The sequence below is a fragment of the Haloarcula amylolytica JCM 13557 genome (assembly GCF_000336615.1).
In the GTDB taxonomy this organism is placed as follows: domain Archaea; phylum Halobacteriota; class Halobacteria; order Halobacteriales; family Haloarculaceae; genus Haloarcula; species Haloarcula amylolytica.
Map to the genome: position 1 here is coordinate 53,100 of NZ_AOLW01000015.1, position 17,045 is coordinate 70,144.

The 17,045-nt window shown below is 63.6% G+C and carries 17 protein-coding genes; 12 read left to right on the forward strand and 5 right to left on the reverse strand.

Translation table 11 applies throughout. The annotated features are described in order from the left end of the window. Positions 1–32: 32 nt before the first annotated feature. The 3 genes from C442_RS06285 to C442_RS06295 all read left to right on the forward strand — a co-directional run bounded on the left by C442_RS06285 (position 33) and on the right by C442_RS06295 (position 2,111). On the forward strand, positions 33–518 hold the full coding sequence (locus C442_RS06285) for an Rpp14/Pop5 family protein (protein ID WP_008308818.1): 486 nt from the start codon (positions 33–35) through the stop codon (positions 516–518). Between the two features lie 2 nt (positions 519–520). Continuing rightward, positions 521–1,297, forward strand: a complete 777-nt coding sequence (psmA, locus tag C442_RS06290) for an archaeal proteasome endopeptidase complex subunit alpha (RefSeq protein WP_008308820.1) — start codon at positions 521–523, stop codon at positions 1,295–1,297. 88 nt (positions 1,298–1,385) lie between these two features. After that, positions 1,386–2,111 carry a ribosome assembly factor SBDS gene (locus C442_RS06295; RefSeq protein WP_008308822.1) on the forward strand — a complete coding sequence of 242 codons (726 nt, stop codon included), beginning with the start codon at positions 1,386–1,388 and terminating at the stop codon, positions 2,109–2,111. A gap of 15 nt (positions 2,112–2,126) precedes the next feature. Here the strand turns inward: C442_RS06295 and C442_RS06300 are convergent, their stop codons facing one another. Further along, positions 2,127–2,474, reverse strand: coding sequence for an FUN14 domain-containing protein (locus tag C442_RS06300; protein WP_008308823.1), 348 nt, complete (start codon positions 2,472–2,474; stop codon positions 2,127–2,129). Positions 2,475–2,677: 203 nt separating this feature from the next. Between C442_RS06300 and katG the strand changes: the two genes are divergently transcribed. Further along, positions 2,678–4,873, forward strand: coding sequence for a catalase/peroxidase HPI (gene katG / locus C442_RS06305; RefSeq protein ID WP_008308824.1), 2,196 nt, complete (start codon positions 2,678–2,680; stop codon positions 4,871–4,873). 190 nt (positions 4,874–5,063) lie between these two features. Next, on the forward strand, positions 5,064–6,374 hold the full coding sequence (gene hflX, locus C442_RS06310) for a GTPase HflX (protein WP_008308826.1): 1,311 nt from the start codon (positions 5,064–5,066) through the stop codon (positions 6,372–6,374). A 9-nt stretch (positions 6,375–6,383) separates the two neighbouring features. On the opposite strand, the gene C442_RS06315 is transcribed toward hflX, so the two are convergent. Genes C442_RS06315 through C442_RS06325 form a run of 3 tightly spaced genes read right to left on the reverse strand, consistent with a single transcriptional unit; the run spans position 6,384 to position 9,110 of the window. After that, positions 6,384–7,826: a bifunctional ADP-dependent NAD(P)H-hydrate dehydratase/NAD(P)H-hydrate epimerase gene (locus C442_RS06315; RefSeq protein ID WP_008308828.1), complete on the reverse strand. Its 1,443-nt coding sequence runs from the start codon at positions 7,824–7,826 to the stop codon at positions 6,384–6,386. Between the two features lie 46 nt (positions 7,827–7,872). Then, positions 7,873–8,196 carry an acylphosphatase gene (locus tag C442_RS06320; protein ID WP_008308831.1) on the reverse strand — a complete coding sequence of 108 codons (324 nt, stop codon included), beginning with the start codon at positions 8,194–8,196 and terminating at the stop codon, positions 7,873–7,875. 5 nt (positions 8,197–8,201) lie between these two features. Next, complete coding sequence (locus tag C442_RS06325; protein ID WP_008308834.1) at positions 8,202–9,110, reverse strand: DNA-3-methyladenine glycosylase family protein; 909 nt, start codon at positions 9,108–9,110, stop codon at positions 8,202–8,204. Positions 9,111–9,442: 332 nt separating this feature from the next. On the opposite strand from C442_RS06325, the gene C442_RS06330 reads away from it, so the two are divergent. Further along, the gene (locus C442_RS06330; protein ID WP_008308836.1) at positions 9,443–9,889 is read left to right on the forward strand and encodes a DUF555 domain-containing protein; all 447 of its coding nucleotides are present in this window, start codon (positions 9,443–9,445) and stop codon (positions 9,887–9,889) included. 138 nt (positions 9,890–10,027) lie between these two features. Here C442_RS06330 and C442_RS06335 read toward each other — a convergent pair whose 3' ends face one another. Continuing rightward, the gene (locus tag C442_RS06335; protein WP_004592453.1) at positions 10,028–10,264 is read right to left on the reverse strand and encodes a UPF0058 family protein; all 237 of its coding nucleotides are present in this window, start codon (positions 10,262–10,264) and stop codon (positions 10,028–10,030) included. A gap of 492 nt (positions 10,265–10,756) precedes the next feature. Between C442_RS06335 and C442_RS06340 the strand changes: the two genes are divergently transcribed. The 6 genes from C442_RS06340 (at position 10,757) to C442_RS06365 (ending at position 17,026) form a co-directional block, all read left to right on the forward strand. Further along, positions 10,757–11,395 (forward strand): alpha/beta hydrolase, encoded by a 639-nt coding sequence (locus C442_RS06340; RefSeq protein WP_008308840.1) that lies wholly within the window; start codon positions 10,757–10,759, stop codon positions 11,393–11,395. Positions 11,396–11,503: 108 nt separating this feature from the next. Then, positions 11,504–12,619 carry a DUF3179 domain-containing protein gene (locus C442_RS06345; RefSeq protein ID WP_008308841.1) on the forward strand — a complete coding sequence of 372 codons (1,116 nt, stop codon included), beginning with the start codon at positions 11,504–11,506 and terminating at the stop codon, positions 12,617–12,619. Then, a complete protein-coding gene (locus C442_RS06350) occupies positions 12,609–13,211 on the forward strand; it encodes a hypothetical protein (RefSeq protein ID WP_049942874.1) in 603 nt (200 codons plus the stop codon). The genes C442_RS06345 and C442_RS06350 overlap by 11 nt, the downstream gene beginning before the upstream one ends. A 133-nt stretch (positions 13,212–13,344) precedes the next feature. Continuing rightward, on the forward strand, positions 13,345–14,529 hold the full coding sequence (locus C442_RS06355) for a vWA domain-containing protein (RefSeq protein ID WP_008308843.1): 1,185 nt from the start codon (positions 13,345–13,347) through the stop codon (positions 14,527–14,529). Positions 14,530–14,585: 56 nt separating this feature from the next. Further along, the gene (locus C442_RS06360; RefSeq protein WP_008308844.1) at positions 14,586–15,824 is read left to right on the forward strand and encodes a serine/threonine protein kinase; all 1,239 of its coding nucleotides are present in this window, start codon (positions 14,586–14,588) and stop codon (positions 15,822–15,824) included. Further along, positions 15,821–17,026 (forward strand): PP2C family protein-serine/threonine phosphatase, encoded by a 1,206-nt coding sequence (locus tag C442_RS06365; RefSeq protein ID WP_008308845.1) that lies wholly within the window; start codon positions 15,821–15,823, stop codon positions 17,024–17,026. The genes C442_RS06360 and C442_RS06365 overlap by 4 nt, the downstream gene beginning before the upstream one ends. Positions 17,027–17,045: the final 19 nt, after the last annotated feature.

The window sequence follows — 17,045 nt, forward strand, 5'->3', positions numbered from 1 at the left end:
CCGCTCATTGTCCTCCGCCCCAACGCTGGCGTATGAAACACCTCCCGAAACATCTCCGGCCGCGGTGGCGCTACCTCGCCGTCGGCGTCGAGACGTGGCCGACGGCGTCGCTCGACCGTCGGGCGTTCCAGCGGGCGGTGTGGTACGCCGCCCAGAACCTGCTGGGCGACACCGGCAGCGCCGAGACGGACATGACCGTCCTCCAGTTCCACGATTACGACGGCACGGCCGAGGCTATCGTCCGGACCAGACGCGGCCAGACGGACCCGGCCCGGGCCGCGCTGGCCTGTGTCGACAGCATCGACGACGACGAGGTTCGGGTCCGCGTCCGGGGGATTAGCGGCACCGTGCGCGCCTGTGAAGAAAAGTATATACGCGGGCCGCCGGAAGCCACTGAACAGAGACACGTCGTGTTCGAGAACGCAGACCGGAGCGCTACTGTTCGGCCTCCGCGCTACGATGTCGAAGCGGCCTCCGGCGGCGCGTTCGTCGGCGCGACAGCACTCGATTTCCGATAACTATGCAGGGACAAAACCAACAGCAGGCCTACGACCGCGGGATCACTATCTTCTCGCCGGACGGACGCCTCTACCAGGTCGAGTACGCCCGCGAAGCGGTCAAACGCGGCACAGCAAGCATCGGCGTCAGAACGAGCGACGGCGTCGTTCTGGCCGTGGACAAGCGCATCCGGTCGCCGCTGATGGAGCGCTCCTCGGTCGAAAAGATCCACAAGGCCGACGACCACATCGGTATCGCCTCGGCCGGCCACGTCGCCGACGCCCGACAGCTCATCGACTTCGCCCGCCGTCAGGCGCAGGTGAACCAGCTGCGCTACGGCGAGCCGGTCGGCGTCGAAACCCTCACCAAGGAAATCACCGACTACATCCAGCAGTACACGCAGGTCGGCGGCGCGCGCCCGTTCGGCGTCGCGCTCATCATCGGTGGCATCGTCAACGGCGAGCCGCGCCTGTTCGAGACCGACCCCTCCGGGACGCCCTACGAGTGGAAGGCCCTCGCTGTCGGGGCCGACCGCGGCGACATCCGGGACTACCTCGAAGAACACTACGACGAAGGGATGGACCTCGACGACGGCGTCGACCTCGCGCTGGCCGCCCTCGCGTCGGTCAACGAGGACAGACTGACGCCGGAAGGCATCGGCGTCGCCACGGTCGACGTCGAAACGGAGACGTTCGGCCAGCTGACCGACGAGGAGAAGGAGACCCATCTCGCGGAGGCCGACCTGCTCGACACCGGCGACGACGAGGACGCGGACGAGGAAGACACCGAGGAAGAGTAACGCTTCCGACGGCCTCCGCGGGCGACTGGGTTCTTTTCTGTTCGACTACGCAGTAAGGCCTTTAACTGGCCCACTGCTACCGACGGGTATGATATCGCTTGACGAGGCGGTGACGGCGCGCCTCGAATCCCACGGCCAGCGGTTCGAGGTACTGGTGGATCCGGACGCGGCGCTAGCGATAAAACGTGATGACTTCGACGGCGATCTCGAGGACGTTATCGCCGCGGAGGACGTGTTCGAGGACGCCTCGCGGGGGGACCGACCGCCCGAGAATATGCTCGAAGAGGTGTTTGACACCACTGATCCGATGGCCATCATCCCCGAAGTCATCAAGCGGGGGGAGATACAGATCACGGCCGACCAGCGCCGCGAGATGCAGGAACAAAAGCACAAACAGCTCATCCAGCGGATCACGCGCAACGCGGTCAACCCACAGATGGACGACGCGCCGCACCCGCCGGAGCGCATCGAATCCGCGCTCGAAGAGACGGACTTCAGAGTCGACCCGATGGAACCCGTCGAGGCGCAGGTCGACGACGCCCTCGATGCGCTCCGGCCGGTCATCCCGATCCGGTTCGACGAGGTCACCGTCGCCGTGCAGGTCCCCGCGGACTACGCCGGGAGCGCCCAGGCACAGATCCGGCAGTTCGGCGACCTCGAACGCGAGGAGTGGCAGTCCGACGGCTCGTGGGTCGGCGTCATGACGTTCCCGGCCGGCCTGCAAAACGACTTCTACGACGTGGTGAACGAACACACGAGCGGCGAAGCGGAAACTCGCATCATCAAAGACGAAGACGACATCAGTACGCGCTAACGCCGCGGCGTCGCGTTACCCTTTCTTGAAGCCGACCAAGAACCCGGCAGTGAAACCAGCGCTGACCGGCAGCGCCGAGAGCAGCGACGTGACCCAGGACGGCGGTTGCGCCGACGCCGCGTTCCCGGCGGTGCCGGTCGCGTTCTGTGCGGCCCCACCTATCGCGTCCCAGTTCACTTGGAGGATGCCACGCGTCTCGAGGAACTTGAACAGCGCCAGCTCGATGCCGATGATGACGGCAATGAGCTTTGCGACCTTCTTGGCGGCGAACCCGATGATCCCGCCGATAAGGCCGCCGCCACCGAATTCGAGGCCCATCTGCTGGAGGCCCAACCCATCTAGTTGGAGTACGAACTCACCCATACCGCGTACCTGACCGCCTGTTTTTAAATCCTTTGTGCTCCCTCTGGCGCTTCCGCTTTTATACACCGCTTCCGCCACAGCAACGGGGCGTCGTTGCGACCCGGTGTCCCAAAGAATTCGGGGCGATATTTTTCACACGATGCCATTTCTTTACTCATATCCAAAGATTTGTATGCTACCGACGAATCTTACTTACTGTTAAGATGGCAGAAACACCGAATTCCGATATGAGCGGTGCCGAAGGCGGACGTTCGAAGCGACCGAAATCTAATCAGGACTGGTGGCCAAACAAGCTGAATCTGGAGATTCTCGACCAGAACGCCCGGGACGTCGGCCCGATGGAGGACGACTTTGATTATGCGGAGGAGTTCCAGAAGCTCGACCTCGAAGCGGTGAAGTCGGATCTGGAAGAGCTGATGACGTCATCGCAGGACTGGTGGCCGGCCGACTACGGCCACTACGGCCCGCTGTTCATCCGGATGGCCTGGCACAGCGCCGGGACGTACCGGACCGCCGACGGTCGCGGTGGCGCGGCTGGCGGCCGACAGCGCTTTGCACCTATCAACAGCTGGCCGGACAACGCGAACCTCGACAAGGCGCGACGGCTGCTCCTGCCGATCAAGCAGAAGTACGGCAAAAAGATCTCATGGGCCGACCTGATGATCCTCGCAGGGAACGTCGCCATCGAGTCGATGGGATTCAAGACGTTCGGCTACGCCGGCGGCCGCGAGGACGCCTTTGAGGAGGACAAGGCTGTCAACTGGGGGCCGGAAGACGAGATGGAAACCCAGGAGCGCTTCGACGAGCCCGGCGAAATCGAAGAAGGGCTCGGTGCCTCCGTGATGGGCCTCATCTACGTGAATCCGGAAGGACCGGACGGCAACCCTGATCCGGAGGCGTCGGCGAAGAACATCCGGCAGACGTTCGACCGGATGGCGATGAACGACAAGGAGACGGCCGCACTCATCGCCGGCGGACACACGTTCGGCAAAGTCCACGGCGCTGACGACCCCGAGGAGAACCTCGGTCCCGAGCCCGAAGCGGCCCCCATCGAGCAGCAGGGCCTCGGCTGGCAAAACGAGAACGGGAACAGCAAAGGCGGCGAGATGATCACGAGCGGTATCGAAGGGCCGTGGACCCAGTCGCCGACCGAGTGGGACATGGGATACATCAACAACCTGCTCGACTACGAGTGGGAGCCGGAGAAGGGTCCCGGCGGCGCGTGGCAGTGGGCACCCAAGAGCGAGGAGCTGAAAAACAGCGTGCCGGACGCCCACGACCCGGACGAAAAGCAGACGCCGATGATGCTCACGACGGATATCGCCCTGAAGCGCGACCCGGACTACCGAGAGGTCATGGAAACCTTCCAGGAGAACCCGATGGAGTTCGGGATGAACTTCGCGAAGGCCTGGTACAAGCTGACCCACCGCGACATGGGGCCGCCTGAGCGGTTCCTCGGTCCGGAGGTTCCTGACGAGGAGATGATCTGGCAGGACCCGCTCCCGGACGCCGACTACGACCTGATCGGGGACGAGGAGGTCGCCGAACTCAAGGAGGACATCCTCGACTCGGACCTCTCTGTCTCCCAGCTCGTCAAGACCGCGTGGGCGTCGGCCTCGACCTACCGCGACAGCGACAAGCGCGGCGGCGCTAATGGCGCTCGTCTCCGACTCGAACCCCAGAAAAACTGGGAAGTCAACGAGCCGGAGCAACTAGAGACGGTTCTGGGGACGCTCGAAAACATCCAGACGGAGTTCAACGACTCGCGCTCCGACGGGACGCAGGTCTCGCTCGCTGACCTGATCGTGCTGGGCGGCAACGCGGCCGTCGAACAGGCGGCAGCGAACGCCGGCTACGATGTCGAGATTCCATTCGAGCCCGGACGAGTCGACGCCGGGCCGGAACACACCGACGCCGCCTCCTTCGATGCTCTCAAGCCGAAAGTCGACGGGGCCAGGAACTACATCCAGGACGACATCACACGACCGGCGGAGGAAGTGCTTGTCGACAACGCGGACCTGCTGAACCTGACGGCCTCGGAACTGACGGCCCTGATCGGCGGGATGCGTTCGATCGGTGCGAACTACAAGGACACCGACCTCGGCGTCTTCACCGACGAACCGGGGACGCTGACCAACGACTTCTTCGTGAACCTGCTCGACATGGGCACGGAGTGGGAGCCGGCGTCGGACTCCGAACACGTCTACAAAGGGCTCGACCGTGACACCGGCGAGGTCAAGTGGGAAGCCACACGCATCGACCTCGTCTTCGGCTCGAACGACCGGCTCCGGGCAATCTCGGAAGTCTACGGCTCTGCCGACGCGGAAGAGAAGCTCGTCCACGATTTCGTGGACACATGGAACAAGGTCATGAAGCTCGACCGCTTCGATCTCGAATAAGCCGGACTGACCGCTACCGCTTTGCTGGCTGCATTTCAGCCTTCGAGCGGGTATCGAAGTCGTTAGTTTCGCCAGCCGGCTGCAGGAATCGCTCAGTATCTGCCATTTTACCGGCCAACCACCGACCCCCGGAAGAGTGTGAGTCCCCTCCCGGGGGGTTAAATAATCGGACGCCGTAGTTTTCCAACGAGTGACGGCGACACACACCACGGAACGGGCGGTCATCGCGAAGCGCGTCGACAGTGGCACCGCCGACACCGAAGAGATCCGGGACCTCGCTCGGGCGGCCGGCTACGAGGTCGTCGACGAGATCACACAGACCAGAACGGAGGACCCGGCGTACCACCTCGGCGAGGGGAAGGTCACGCGATTGAGCAACGCGGTCGCTCGCGAAGGGGCCGCCGTCGTGATCTTCGACAATCAGCTCGGCCCGTACCAGACGTACAACATCGGAAACGAACTCCCCGAGCGGGTGCGCGTCATCGACCGCTTCCGGCTCATCCTCGAAATCTTCGGCCAGCGGGCCCAGACGCGGAAAGCCCAGCTCCAGGTCGAACTCGCGGAACTGCGCTACGAACTCCCGCGCGCCGAGGCCAAGGCGAGCCTGGCCAAACGCGACGAGCGGCCGGGGTTCATGGGCCTCGGCGAGTACGACGAGTCCCGCGAAGAAGACATCAAAAAGCAGATCGCCAACATCCGGGACGAACTGGAATCCATCGAGGAGACCGAGCGGCACCGCCGGGAACAGCGCCGCGAGTCCGGCTTCGACCTCGTCGCGCTGGCCGGCTACACCAACGCCGGGAAGTCGACGCTCCTGCGCCGCCTCGCGGACGACCTCGACGTCGATGAGAACGATGACTTGCATCCCGACCTCGATACCACGGCCGAGAGCGAGGACCGTCTGTTCACGACGCTCGGCACGACCACGCGCCGCGCGGCGGTCGGCAAGCGCGAGGTGCTTGTCACCGACACCGTCGGGTTCATCCAGGACCTCCCGCACTGGCTCGTCGAGTCGTTCAAGTCGACGCTGGGGTCGGTGTACCACGCCGACCTCGTCCTGCTCGTCGTCGACGTCTCCGAGTCGGTCGAGGAAATCCGGGAGAAACTGGTGACGAGCCACGACACGCTGTACGAGCGCAACGAGGCACCCATCGTCACGGTCCTCAACAAGACCGATATGGTCGACGACGAGGAGGTCCGTCGCAAGCGAGACGCACTCTCGTCGCTGGCCCCGAACCCCGTCGCCGTCAGCGCCAAACAGGGACTCAACATCGACGACCTGGCGGACCGCATCGACCACGAACTGCCGGACTACGAGCGCGAACGGCTCGTGCTCCCGATGACCGACGACACGATGAGCCTCGTCTCGTGGATTCACGACCACGCCAGCGTCGAGACGGTCGACTACGGCGACCAGGTGGTCATCGAGTTCGAGGCGCGGCCGGCGATCATCGAGCAGTCCCGGGCGAAAGCCGGGGAGCTGGTCGGTGCGTCAGCCTGACTGCGGAGGTTACGTTTCTGCTTCGCGCTGCCACAGCACGCTCGGTATCTCGTCTAGCAGGTCTGTTGCGACCAGTCCGTAGCCGCGGTCGTCGACGACCCGGTCGCCGACCGTGCCGACGGCGTAGGCGGCGATGGCGGCCGCGTCGATCGGGTCCTGAATGCAGGCGAGCGCGCCCGTCACGCCCGCGAGCACGTCGCCGGTGCCGCCGACCGTCATCCCCGGATTGCCCGTCCGGCCGACGCGGGTCCGCTCGCCGTCGGAGACGACGTCGTACGGCCCTTTGACCAGCAGTGTCTGGCCGACCTCCGATGCGAAGGACTCCACGAGGTCCGCCCGCTCCCGCCAGTCCTCCGATGTCTCACCACCCATCCCGCGAAGTTCGCCCTGGTGGGGCGTACAGACGAGTTCCGCGTCCGTTTCGATGTCCGGAACCACAGACAGGGCGTCGGCGTCGACGACGGCCGTCCCCTCGAACCCGGACAGCAGGTCCGCGACCGCTTCCAGCGTCGCGTCGGCGTCCCCGAGCCCTGGTCCGACGATCAGCGTGTCGTGCTCCGCCGCCAGTTCGGCGAGGCTGTCGACGTGGGGTGGCGCGAGGTGGTCCCCGTCGAACGGTCGCAGGATGAGGTTCTCGCTGTAGGACTGGATTTCCCGCGCGACGACCTCCGGACAGGCGACCCGGACGAGGTCTGCACCCGCTCTGAGCGCGGCCTGGGCCGACAGCGCCGGCGCGCCGGTGTAGGGACCGCCGCCGACGACCAGTACTTCGCCGTTGTCGCCCTTGTGGCTCGCGGGGTCACGTTCGAGGCGCGTGAGGTCGCCACGCTCGACGAACAGTTCCGCCGCGTCGGGGATGCCGATGTCGGCGACGGTAACTGGCACCTCAAGGTCTGGGAGTCCGGGCTTCGTGTCGTGGAACGTGACGACGTGGTCGGCGTCGACAGCGTTGTCGGCCAACCGTCCCGTCTCGGCGTCGAGGCCGGACGGGACATCGACCGAGAGGACGGTCGCGTCGCTCTCGTTCATTGCCGCCGCAGCCGTCGCCTCGGGTTCCCGGAGGTCGCCGGCGATACCGGTTCCCAGCATTGCATCGACAACGATATCGGGAGTTCCGAGGTCGAACGCCGTAGAATCTTTGACTGTTTCTGTGGGATACTCAGCGCTCTGGAGCGCCTCCCAGTTCTCTCTGGATATTGATGTCGAGATCGCGTTCGGGCGGCCAAGCAACAGGACGCGGAGGTCGTAGTCGTCGAGAAAGCGGGCGGTGACGAGCGCGTCCCCGCCGTTGTTCCCCCGCCCGGCGACGATGGTGACCCGGTTGCCGGGGTCCGCGAGGGAACGGACCGCCCGGGCGACGGCATGGCCGGACGACTCCATCAACTGTTTGCGCGGGACGCCGAGTGCGGCGGCGTTCTCGTCGATGACACCCATTTCGGAGCCGGTGAGCATGCTCACGGGTTCGTTCGCCAGTGAAGTAATGCTACGGGACGGCGGTTTACCAGCGGACCTCGAAGCCGTCGATGCCCTCCGGCTCCTCGTACTCGATTTCGACGTCGGTCACGTTCGCGCGTTCGCTCCCCTCGTGGCAGAACTCGACCATCGCTTCCACGTCGGCTTCGGGGCCCTCGAACACCGCTTCGACGCGCCCGTCGTCGAGGTTCCGGACCCACCCGTCGACCCCCTGATCCTGTGCGCGCTCCCGCGTGGTCGCTCTGTAATAGACGCCCTGGACACGACCGGAGACGAACACATGTGCTCGCGTGCGAGCCATGTCCGAGGGTTTGCCGGCGGACTCCGTTATACTGTCGCCTTCCACCACCCGCGTCAGTTTTCGTCGCTGCCCGTCCGGAGATAATGGAACAAGTAGGTCTGCGTGTAGCCGGCGTACTCGCCGCCGAGCGCGGCCCGGATGGCCCGGGACGTGTCGGTGTAGTTCCCTCGCTCACACTCCGGGTAGTACTCCTCGATAGTCGACCGGATCCAGGTGTCTAGCGGGACCGCTTCGAGGTAGTCAAGCGAGAACAGCAACACGCAGTCCGCGACCTTGTCGCCGACGCCGACGAAGCGGGTGAGCGACTCCCTGGCGTCCTCGTAGTCGAGGCCGACGGCTTCCTCGGGGTCGGCCTCGCCGCCTGCGACCATCTCCGCGGTGCGCTGGACGTACGGCGCTCGATAGCCCAGCCCGAGGTCCCGGAGGCGTTCTTCGGTCGTTTCGGCCAACGCTGACGGCGTCGGATAGGCGTTGTACGTCCGCCCGTCGAACTCGACCGTCTCGCCGAACGCGTCACGGAGCGCCTGTTGCATACTGTGTATCCGAGCCACGCGCATCTGGGCCGAGCAAATGAACGAAATGAGGGAGCCAAACGGTGGGTCCTGAACGAGACGCATCCCCCAGAACCTATCGTAGGCTGACTGGACCACGTCGTCGGCCGGTGCCGTCGTCCGAATCGCGGAGAGATCGTCCTCAAGCCGCAGGAGTCGCTTGAGGTCCGCCTCGGCGTCGATCGTGGACTCCCATTCGAGGACACCGTCCCGCTGCCGGACGCGGATGACTGCTGGTGACCCGTCTCGGCGGACTGTCGTCCAGTACCACGCGTCGCCCCCGGTTGCCCCGTCGCGCTGGTACATTTCGCCGTCCTCCCGGTTCCAGAGGTAGGACTGCCCGCTCTCGACAGTTGCCTGGAGGTCGATACCGCCGGCCAGCGACCCGACGTCGATGACGCCCTGTTCCATTGTCCGTGTGTACGGACCCGGAGGTAATGGCGTTACGAGTTCCACTCGCACGGGTTGGAGTCTCTATCGACTATAGTAGCCATTGAAAGTCAATGCACACCTGATCGCACGATGGCAGTGCGATCAGTGTGTAAATCGTTTCAATTGTTACTATAGCGGACGCTCATATCCGTCTGAGCTGTCACTGCTTTTCGCCGTCGTAACGTTTTCTCTCACTTGTGTCTGTGCGGCTCAACGGTGCTTTCTGTCCCTCTATACCACGATATATGGGGCGAGAGGTGATGCCTGTTTCAGGGCTAACCTTCATTATATTGGGAAACAAACATACTAGCATGAATTGCCGAGTTGTTGTCGAGGCCGCAGTCCCAGTGTACGACGTGGCATCTGCGGACGAGGCAGTTCGCATCGCCATCTCGAAGACGGGGGAAATGCTGAACCCCGACCTCAACTACGTCGAGATCAACATGGGCGACCGGCACTGCCCGCACTGCGGCGAGACACTGGAACCGGCTTTTCTCGCGGCCGATGAGAGTCTCGTCGCACTCGAACTGGAGATGACCGTGTTCAACGTCGAACGGGACGAACACGCCGCCAGAATCGCCCGCAAGGAGATCGGGCAACGGCTCGAGAACATCCCGCTCGACGTGCTCGAAATCGAGGAGATCCCGGAGGAGTCTGCCGAAACGACGGACGACGAGTCTTCATCGACAGAGTCGACAGCTGAGGCCGACGACTCGGACGACGTATTACCCGAGTTCGAGGAATTAATCGACGAGTAAGCCCAGCCACCGAGCAACAGGGCTGTCTCTGTTCAACACCCTCGACGTATTCTGTCTATGATATGTATCCGACAGCCGTTATACAGCCACTAATGGCATTGCTCGTCGGGAGAACTGCGTAGAAACGACGGAGAACTGTTAGTCCGCGGCGGCAGAAACAGGCTCTTTGGTCTCGTCAGCCATCTCGGAGGCAATACCGTCAGCAATCGCAAAGACAGCGGCCTTGTGGTCTGTTTTCGACTTGTGAATCGATGTCGGCTTGACGCCCAGTTCCTCGTATTCGTCGTGGTCCACTTCTGTCCCGGATTCGGCTTCGTAGTGGTTCTGTACCTGTGCAAGCAGGCCGTGAAGGTGGATGAGCTCCTGCTTTTTCATAGTCAACCCAAGGTAACAACTCGAAGGTTATAGTACTACTCTGATGAAGGTTAACACACGTCTCTGCCAGTAATACGTAATAGTTTATGCATAATTCGCGGTGCGAAGTATATTCTATGTATTTTACACTAAATTTTACCATTTCCCTAAACACGTCGTCGTGTTCGGTACGGGTGTCTACGGTTGGTTCCCAAGATTATGGGCTGTATATGTCTCCATCGGTATGGACCAAATGCCTCCGTCGGTCCGACTATGCTGTCTCCGAAACCGATACTGGTCTCACGGTGCGCGACGGTGGCGACATCGAACTCCGATTGCGGGCCTGAACACGGAATATCTCGACCGATTGACCGATGTGCCAAGTCAAGTGTCTTCGTGCGCTATCTGGGGTATGCACACGACACGGTGGCAGCCTACGGCAGGCGGGCGAACGGGAAGAGAAACCGACTGCACGGGCATGACAGGGTACAGCCGGCGACCGGGAGGAGAGCGATGAGCGGCCCTCATCAGGGCCAGCAACTCGTGACTGCGGGAACCGCGCTACCGGAGGCGAGCGCGGCGGCAGTGCTGGTCCACGGCCGGGGTGCGACTGCCCGGAGCATCGTCCAGATGGGGGCAGAGTTCCAACAGGACGGGCTGGCGTTGCTCGCCCCACAGGCCGCGCGGAACACCTGGTACCCTAACTCCTTCCTCTCGCCGGTCGAGCAGAACGAACCCGGGCGGACATCGGGACTGCAGGCTATCGAGGACGCCGTCACGAAGGCCGAGGAAGCCGGGATACCAACCGATCGTGTGCTCGTCCTGGGCTTCTCCCAGGGGGCCTGTCTCGCGAGCGAGTTCGTCGCCCGTAACCCGCAGCGCTACGGCGGGCTCGTGGCTCTCAGTGGTGGCCTCATCGGCGAGACCATCGACGAGAGCGAGTACGAGGGCGACATCGAGGAAACGCCGGTGTTCCTGGGCTGTAGCGACGTCGATCCGCATATCCCCGAAGAGCGCGTTCACGTCACGGCCTCGGTCTTCGAGCAACTGAACGGGGACGTGGAGGAACGCATCTATGAGGGGATGGGCCACGGCGTGAACGAGGACGAACTGGCGTACGTCTCGTCGCTGGCCGCCACCCTCGTCAATTAGGCAGTCCGAGCGTTGGTTCGTACACCGAGATAGCCTCGCTGAGCGTGCCAACAGGGAGTTACCGGCCCCTCACCGCGAGACTTAGTGATTGGAAAGACTACACATGGCATGGACCTTTCCCGCCGACGGCTTCTCGCGACGGTTGGAGCCGGTGTGACACTCGGCGGCGCAGGCTGCGCGGGAGATGACGGCTCGACTACTGGGCCGAGTTCAGTGGCCGGGTCCGGCAGCGGAATCGGGACGCCATCGACGGCCACCGATCGAGGTGACGGGTCGAAGCCACCGACGGCTGATGGTCGCCTGCATCTAGACTACGAGATCGGGACGCTCGAAGAGAAGATCGTCAGCGGCGGCGTTCGTAAAGACGGTATTCCGTCCATCGACGACCCGACGTTCGCCGAGACGCCTCCAGAGATACTGGCTCCGGACGACCCAGTGTTCGGCGTGGTCCGCGACGGGGAGGCGAAAGCCTATCCGCAGTACATTCTCGTCCACCACGAAATCGTGAACGACACCGTCGCCGGCGACCCCGTCGCTGTGACGTACTGTCCGCTGACGGGCACCGCACAGGGCTTTGAGCGCGGCCCGGTGGAGTTCGGCGTCTCCGGTCGACTGGTGAACTCGAACCTGACGATGTACGACCGGGGCACCGACAGCTGGTGGCCACAGATGCTCGCGACGGCAATTACAGGCCCACTAACTGGCGAGTCGTTGCGGGAGTTCCGGGTCACTTGGACGACGTGGGACCGCTGGTCCAGTACCTATCCGGAAACGACCGTTCTGACCGAGGATACCGGCTTCTCGCGGCGCTACGGCACTGATCCATACGGCCAGTACAACGAGAAACGCGGCTACTATTCGAGCACTCGGACGCTGTTTGAGCCACTGCAGGGCGACAGCCGCGCACACCCAAAGGCCGTCGTCATCGGGACCCGGACGGAGACGGGGACGGTGGCCTTCGACAAGGAGACGTTACTGAACCAGCGCGTGTTGACCGGCAACATCGGCGACACGCCGTACGTCGCCGTCGCCGACACCGACCTCACAACGGGCTACGTGTACGCGAACCCGGAGTCAGCGGCGGTCGAGGCGGCGGACGACGGCTACACGCTCGACGGGACCACACACGAGGCCGATTCCCTTCCGCTGGACCGCTCGCTGGCCTTCGACGCCATGTGGTTCGCCTGGGCCGGCTTCTATCCGGGGAGTGCGTATGTCGACTGATAGTGTAGCCGACGGGGCCAGTGTGTCCGCTCGCATCGAACGCTTGCTTCGGCACACTGCGGTTGCGGTCCGGGGAGCGCTCACCCGCCGCGACGGTCAGTTGCTTCTGGGTGTGTCTGGACTGGCGTACTTCCTGCTGTACCTCGCTGGTCTCAGACACCTCGGTTTCGGCCCAGCCGGCTACGAGGTTTCTGTCGTCAGTAACCCGCTTACCCGTGCGTTCCGGCAGGTCGGGCCGTTTCAGTGGGAACCGATTGCACTGGTCGTCGTCGGCCCAGTCGAACTACTCGTCTCGCCGCTGAACGTGCTTCTCGGTGCCGTCCTGGCATCGCTGGTCGGACTCAACCTCGCTGTCTCTGTCGTCGCGTGGCGCGGCCCATCGGCCTGCCGTCTCGGCCCGGGTGCAGGGGCTGTGTCGGGGTTGCCGGGACTGCTCTCCGGATTCGCCTGCTGTGGCCCCACTATCCTGCTCGTCGTCGGCGTGCAGGCGAGCGCTGGGCTTCTCTCGCTGTTCCAGTGGCTCCTCCCGATCACTGTCGTGGCACTGCTCGGAACCCTTCTCTGGGTCGGCAGCCGAGTCGAGCCAGCGTGACAGGCGACGTAGATTGTTCCTACTACCGGGGGGTAGCTAGTAACTACAGGCTACCGGCCCAGGTAGCGGTTGGAACTTTTTTCCCTCGATTTGAGGGAAACATATAATTACTCCGTACGACCCATCTACCAGTATGACCGCTACTGTCGTGAGCGAGGTCAACCGACCCTACGTGCCGACGGGCGGGGCGAAACTGACCGCTGAGATCGAAGTCGAGCCCGGACGGTTGGAGGAGCCACCCACGCGACAGATTGCTCTCTGTATCGACGCGAGTGGATCGATGGCCGGCGAAGACATCGAACAGGCCCGCGCTGGCGCTGAATGGGTGTTCGGGCTACTCGACGAGGACGATTACATCTCGATCATCGCCTTCGACAACGAGGTCACGACGGTTCTTGCACCGACCCGGTGGGGGACTATTTCGCGTGAAACGGCAGTGGACGCGGTCGCTGACATCTCCGCTGGCGGGGGCACCGATATGTACAGCGGCCTGCTGGAAGCGAAGGCGTCCCTGCAGGATCTGCCGACAGACGACAACACGGCTCGGCGGGTCCTGCTCCTCTCTGATGGGAAGGACAACTCCCACGACCCGGAAGCGTTCGGGACGCTAGCACGCGAAATCGACACCGAGGGCATCAGAATCAAGGCGGCTGGTATCGGGAGCGACTACCGCGAGGAAACCATTCGGACGCTCGGTACCGTCGCCCGCGGCGAATGGACACACCTGGACGCCGCCGGTGACATCGAGTCGTTCTTCGGCGACGCAGTCGAGGAGGCCGGGACCGTCGTCGCTCCCGACGCCCGTCTCGAACTCGACGTGGCCGACGGCGTCGAGGTGAGCGAAGTGTACCGTTCGCTGCCACAGACTCAGTCTGTAGACCCCAACTGGGAGGACAACGCGGCTGTCGTGCCGCTGCCCGACCTGCTTGAGCGGGAGACCCAGCGAGTCGTGCTGAAGATACACGCGCCGGCCAACGACCCGCAAGACGCCGTGTCCGTGGCGGATGTCACGCTGCACGCTGGCGGCGAGACGACGCGGGAATCGATCACCGTCGACTACACCGACGACGAGGCGAAACTGGCCGAGCACAACGAACAGGTCGACGTGGACCACCGACAGACAGTCATCAAGACGGAACTCGGCAAGGGCAACGTCGCCGAAGCCCAGACCCAACTGGAGCGGATGACGCGCATCCACGGCGAGGACACCGAGGCCGTCCAGACAGCCGAGCGGGAGACGCGTATCGTGATGGAGGGCGGACGCAAGGAACAGAACAAGGCGACGAAGATCGTCACTGACGAGGGCATCCAGAAGTGACCGCAACGACCTGCAGTGTCGGCAGGGCTGCCACTGGCCGGAGAAACGGGTGATCCATGAACTGGGAACCTGAGAGCGGTGATGTCATCGCCGGCCAGTACGAACTCGAGGAATTCCTCGGCAAGGGAGGGTTCGCGAAGGCGTTCCGAGCCAGAGACACCGAGACAGGCGAGTCGGTCGCCGTCAAGTACCCCAACTACACCGAATCCCAGAACGACCCCGACATCATCGAGGAGTATTTTAAAAAGGAGGTCGGCTCACTGGAGCGCATCCGCCGGGCCGGCGGTCACGAGAACGTGATGGACTACTACGACCAGGTCACGGAGCGTGACGTTCCGTTTCTGGTCGTCCAGCTGATCGTCGACGGGATCGAACTCGACGAAGTCATCGACCAGCACGGCCCGATCGACGACAGCGAGCAGGTCCGCCAGATCGGTATCGACCTCTGTGACGCGATGGGGTTTCTCCACGAGAACGAGATCGTCTACCGGGACCTGAAACCGGAGAACGTGATGCTCACGCCCGACATCACGCCCACACTGATCGATTTCAACACCGCGACGGGCTTCGACGCCTCCGGGGACCCTTCTTCGGGGAACACCGGGACGACGATTCTGGGGCCGTTCAAGCCCCGCGAAGTCGCCGAGGCCAGCCGCACCGACGTTCGGCAGGGTCCCTGGTCGGACGTGTATTCCATCGGGAAGATACTCCTATTCTTGCTCAAGGGGAGCGTCCCGAAGAAAGACGGCGTGAACCCGCAGGCGTTCGGGGCAGACTGCGACGATTATCTGGCCGAAATCGTCGAACGGGCCACACAGTCACATTACCGCGACCGATACCGGAACGCGACGGTCCTCAAGGAGGTCCTCGAACGGCGCGATCCAACGCCGCCCGCGACGGCGTCGGTGACGTACATCCAGGCTGATAGGCAGTTCACCGTCGAACCGGGCGACACTATCGGGCGACAGGGCGCGAGCGGTCCCCCGGCATCGATAACAATCGAAGACCCGCAGGGGGAGTACATCTCCTCGGTGCAGGTACAGTTCGATATCGAGGACGGCGAGTGGTCCCTCCACGACCGGAGCCTCAACGGGACGTTCGTCCAGAAAGGGGCCGGTTGGCAGCGGGTCCTCTCCGAACCCGGACGCAACCGTCTGCGCTCCGAGGGCGAGGACCCGACCGACAGACACGGCGACGTTCCACCCGAGTCAGTGACACTCACCGACGGCGACCTGGTGTCGCTGGTCCATCCGACCTACGGGGTCACGTTCGAGTTCCATCCGGAGGAGTCATGAGATACAGCACGAACTACGACATCGGCGAGCGGAAGCGAGGACAGGGAATCAACGAGGACAGCGTCTCTCTGACGGTGTTCGAGGAGGGCCATCGGGACGGCTACCGCGGGCAAGACAGACCGCAGTCGCAGAACACGGCCACAGCGGACGGCGACGAGACAGCGGACGCGCCAGACGAACCATCCGATACTGAGGCGGCGGATGCCGATGACGACACGGACACAGCCGACGCTGAGGACGCGGATACGTCCGGCGCTGATGACAGCGGACACCCGATGAACCGCTCGGCCGGCGTGTTCGTGGTCGCCGACGGGGCTGGTGGGCACGACGCCGGCGACATCGCGTCGTACATTACGACCACTATCGTGGCTGAACAGCTTGCTCCCGTGGCGATCCGGACGGCTCGGAGCTATCCCGGTGGCTTCGATGTCGACGTGGCCCGTGATGTCCTTCCGGACCCGCCCGGAGAGCGGGAACTCGAAACTGCCGTGGCGGAGGCGATTACGGCGGCCCACCGCGAGATCATCCGGTACGCAAACGAGACCGGGACCCAATCCTACACGACGGTCGTCGCGGGCATCTACGCCGACGGCAAACTCCACTACGGCTGGGTCGGTGATAGCCGGGCCTACGTCGTCAACAGCGCCCGCGAGACGATTTCACCGCTGACCAGAGATCACGCCGTCGTTCAGGAATGGGTCGACAACGACGAAATCGACCCCGTCGAGGCACACGTCCACCCGAACGGGAACGAGATCACCCGCGCGCTGGGCGGGTCCGGCTACGAGGACCCCGACGAGGCGACTGTCGGGGTGGACACGCGAACGGTCAGGCTGTACGCGGAGGACACGGTGTTGGCGACCAGCGACGGACTCATCGACGCACAGACCGACGCGCCGGAACTGTACGAGGAGTACGTCGATTCGGACCACGCCGATTCAGTGGCCGAGCGTATCCGCGAAGCGGCCGTCACCGACGACGAGATCCGTGACGTGGTCCTCGATGCAGCGTCCCTCGACGCGGCGAGTCGGGAGTTCGTGTCGCTGGCAAACGACCGCGGCGGGAAGGACAACATCTCCGTGCTCCTGTTTGGCGACAGTGCACTTCCGGAAACACCGGAAAGCGGCGGGATGCCAGTTCGAGATATCGACCCTGATCTCGACATTTCCGAACGGGATACCGTTATTATGACAGACGAGTAGAGAGAAAGTTTCGTGGGAC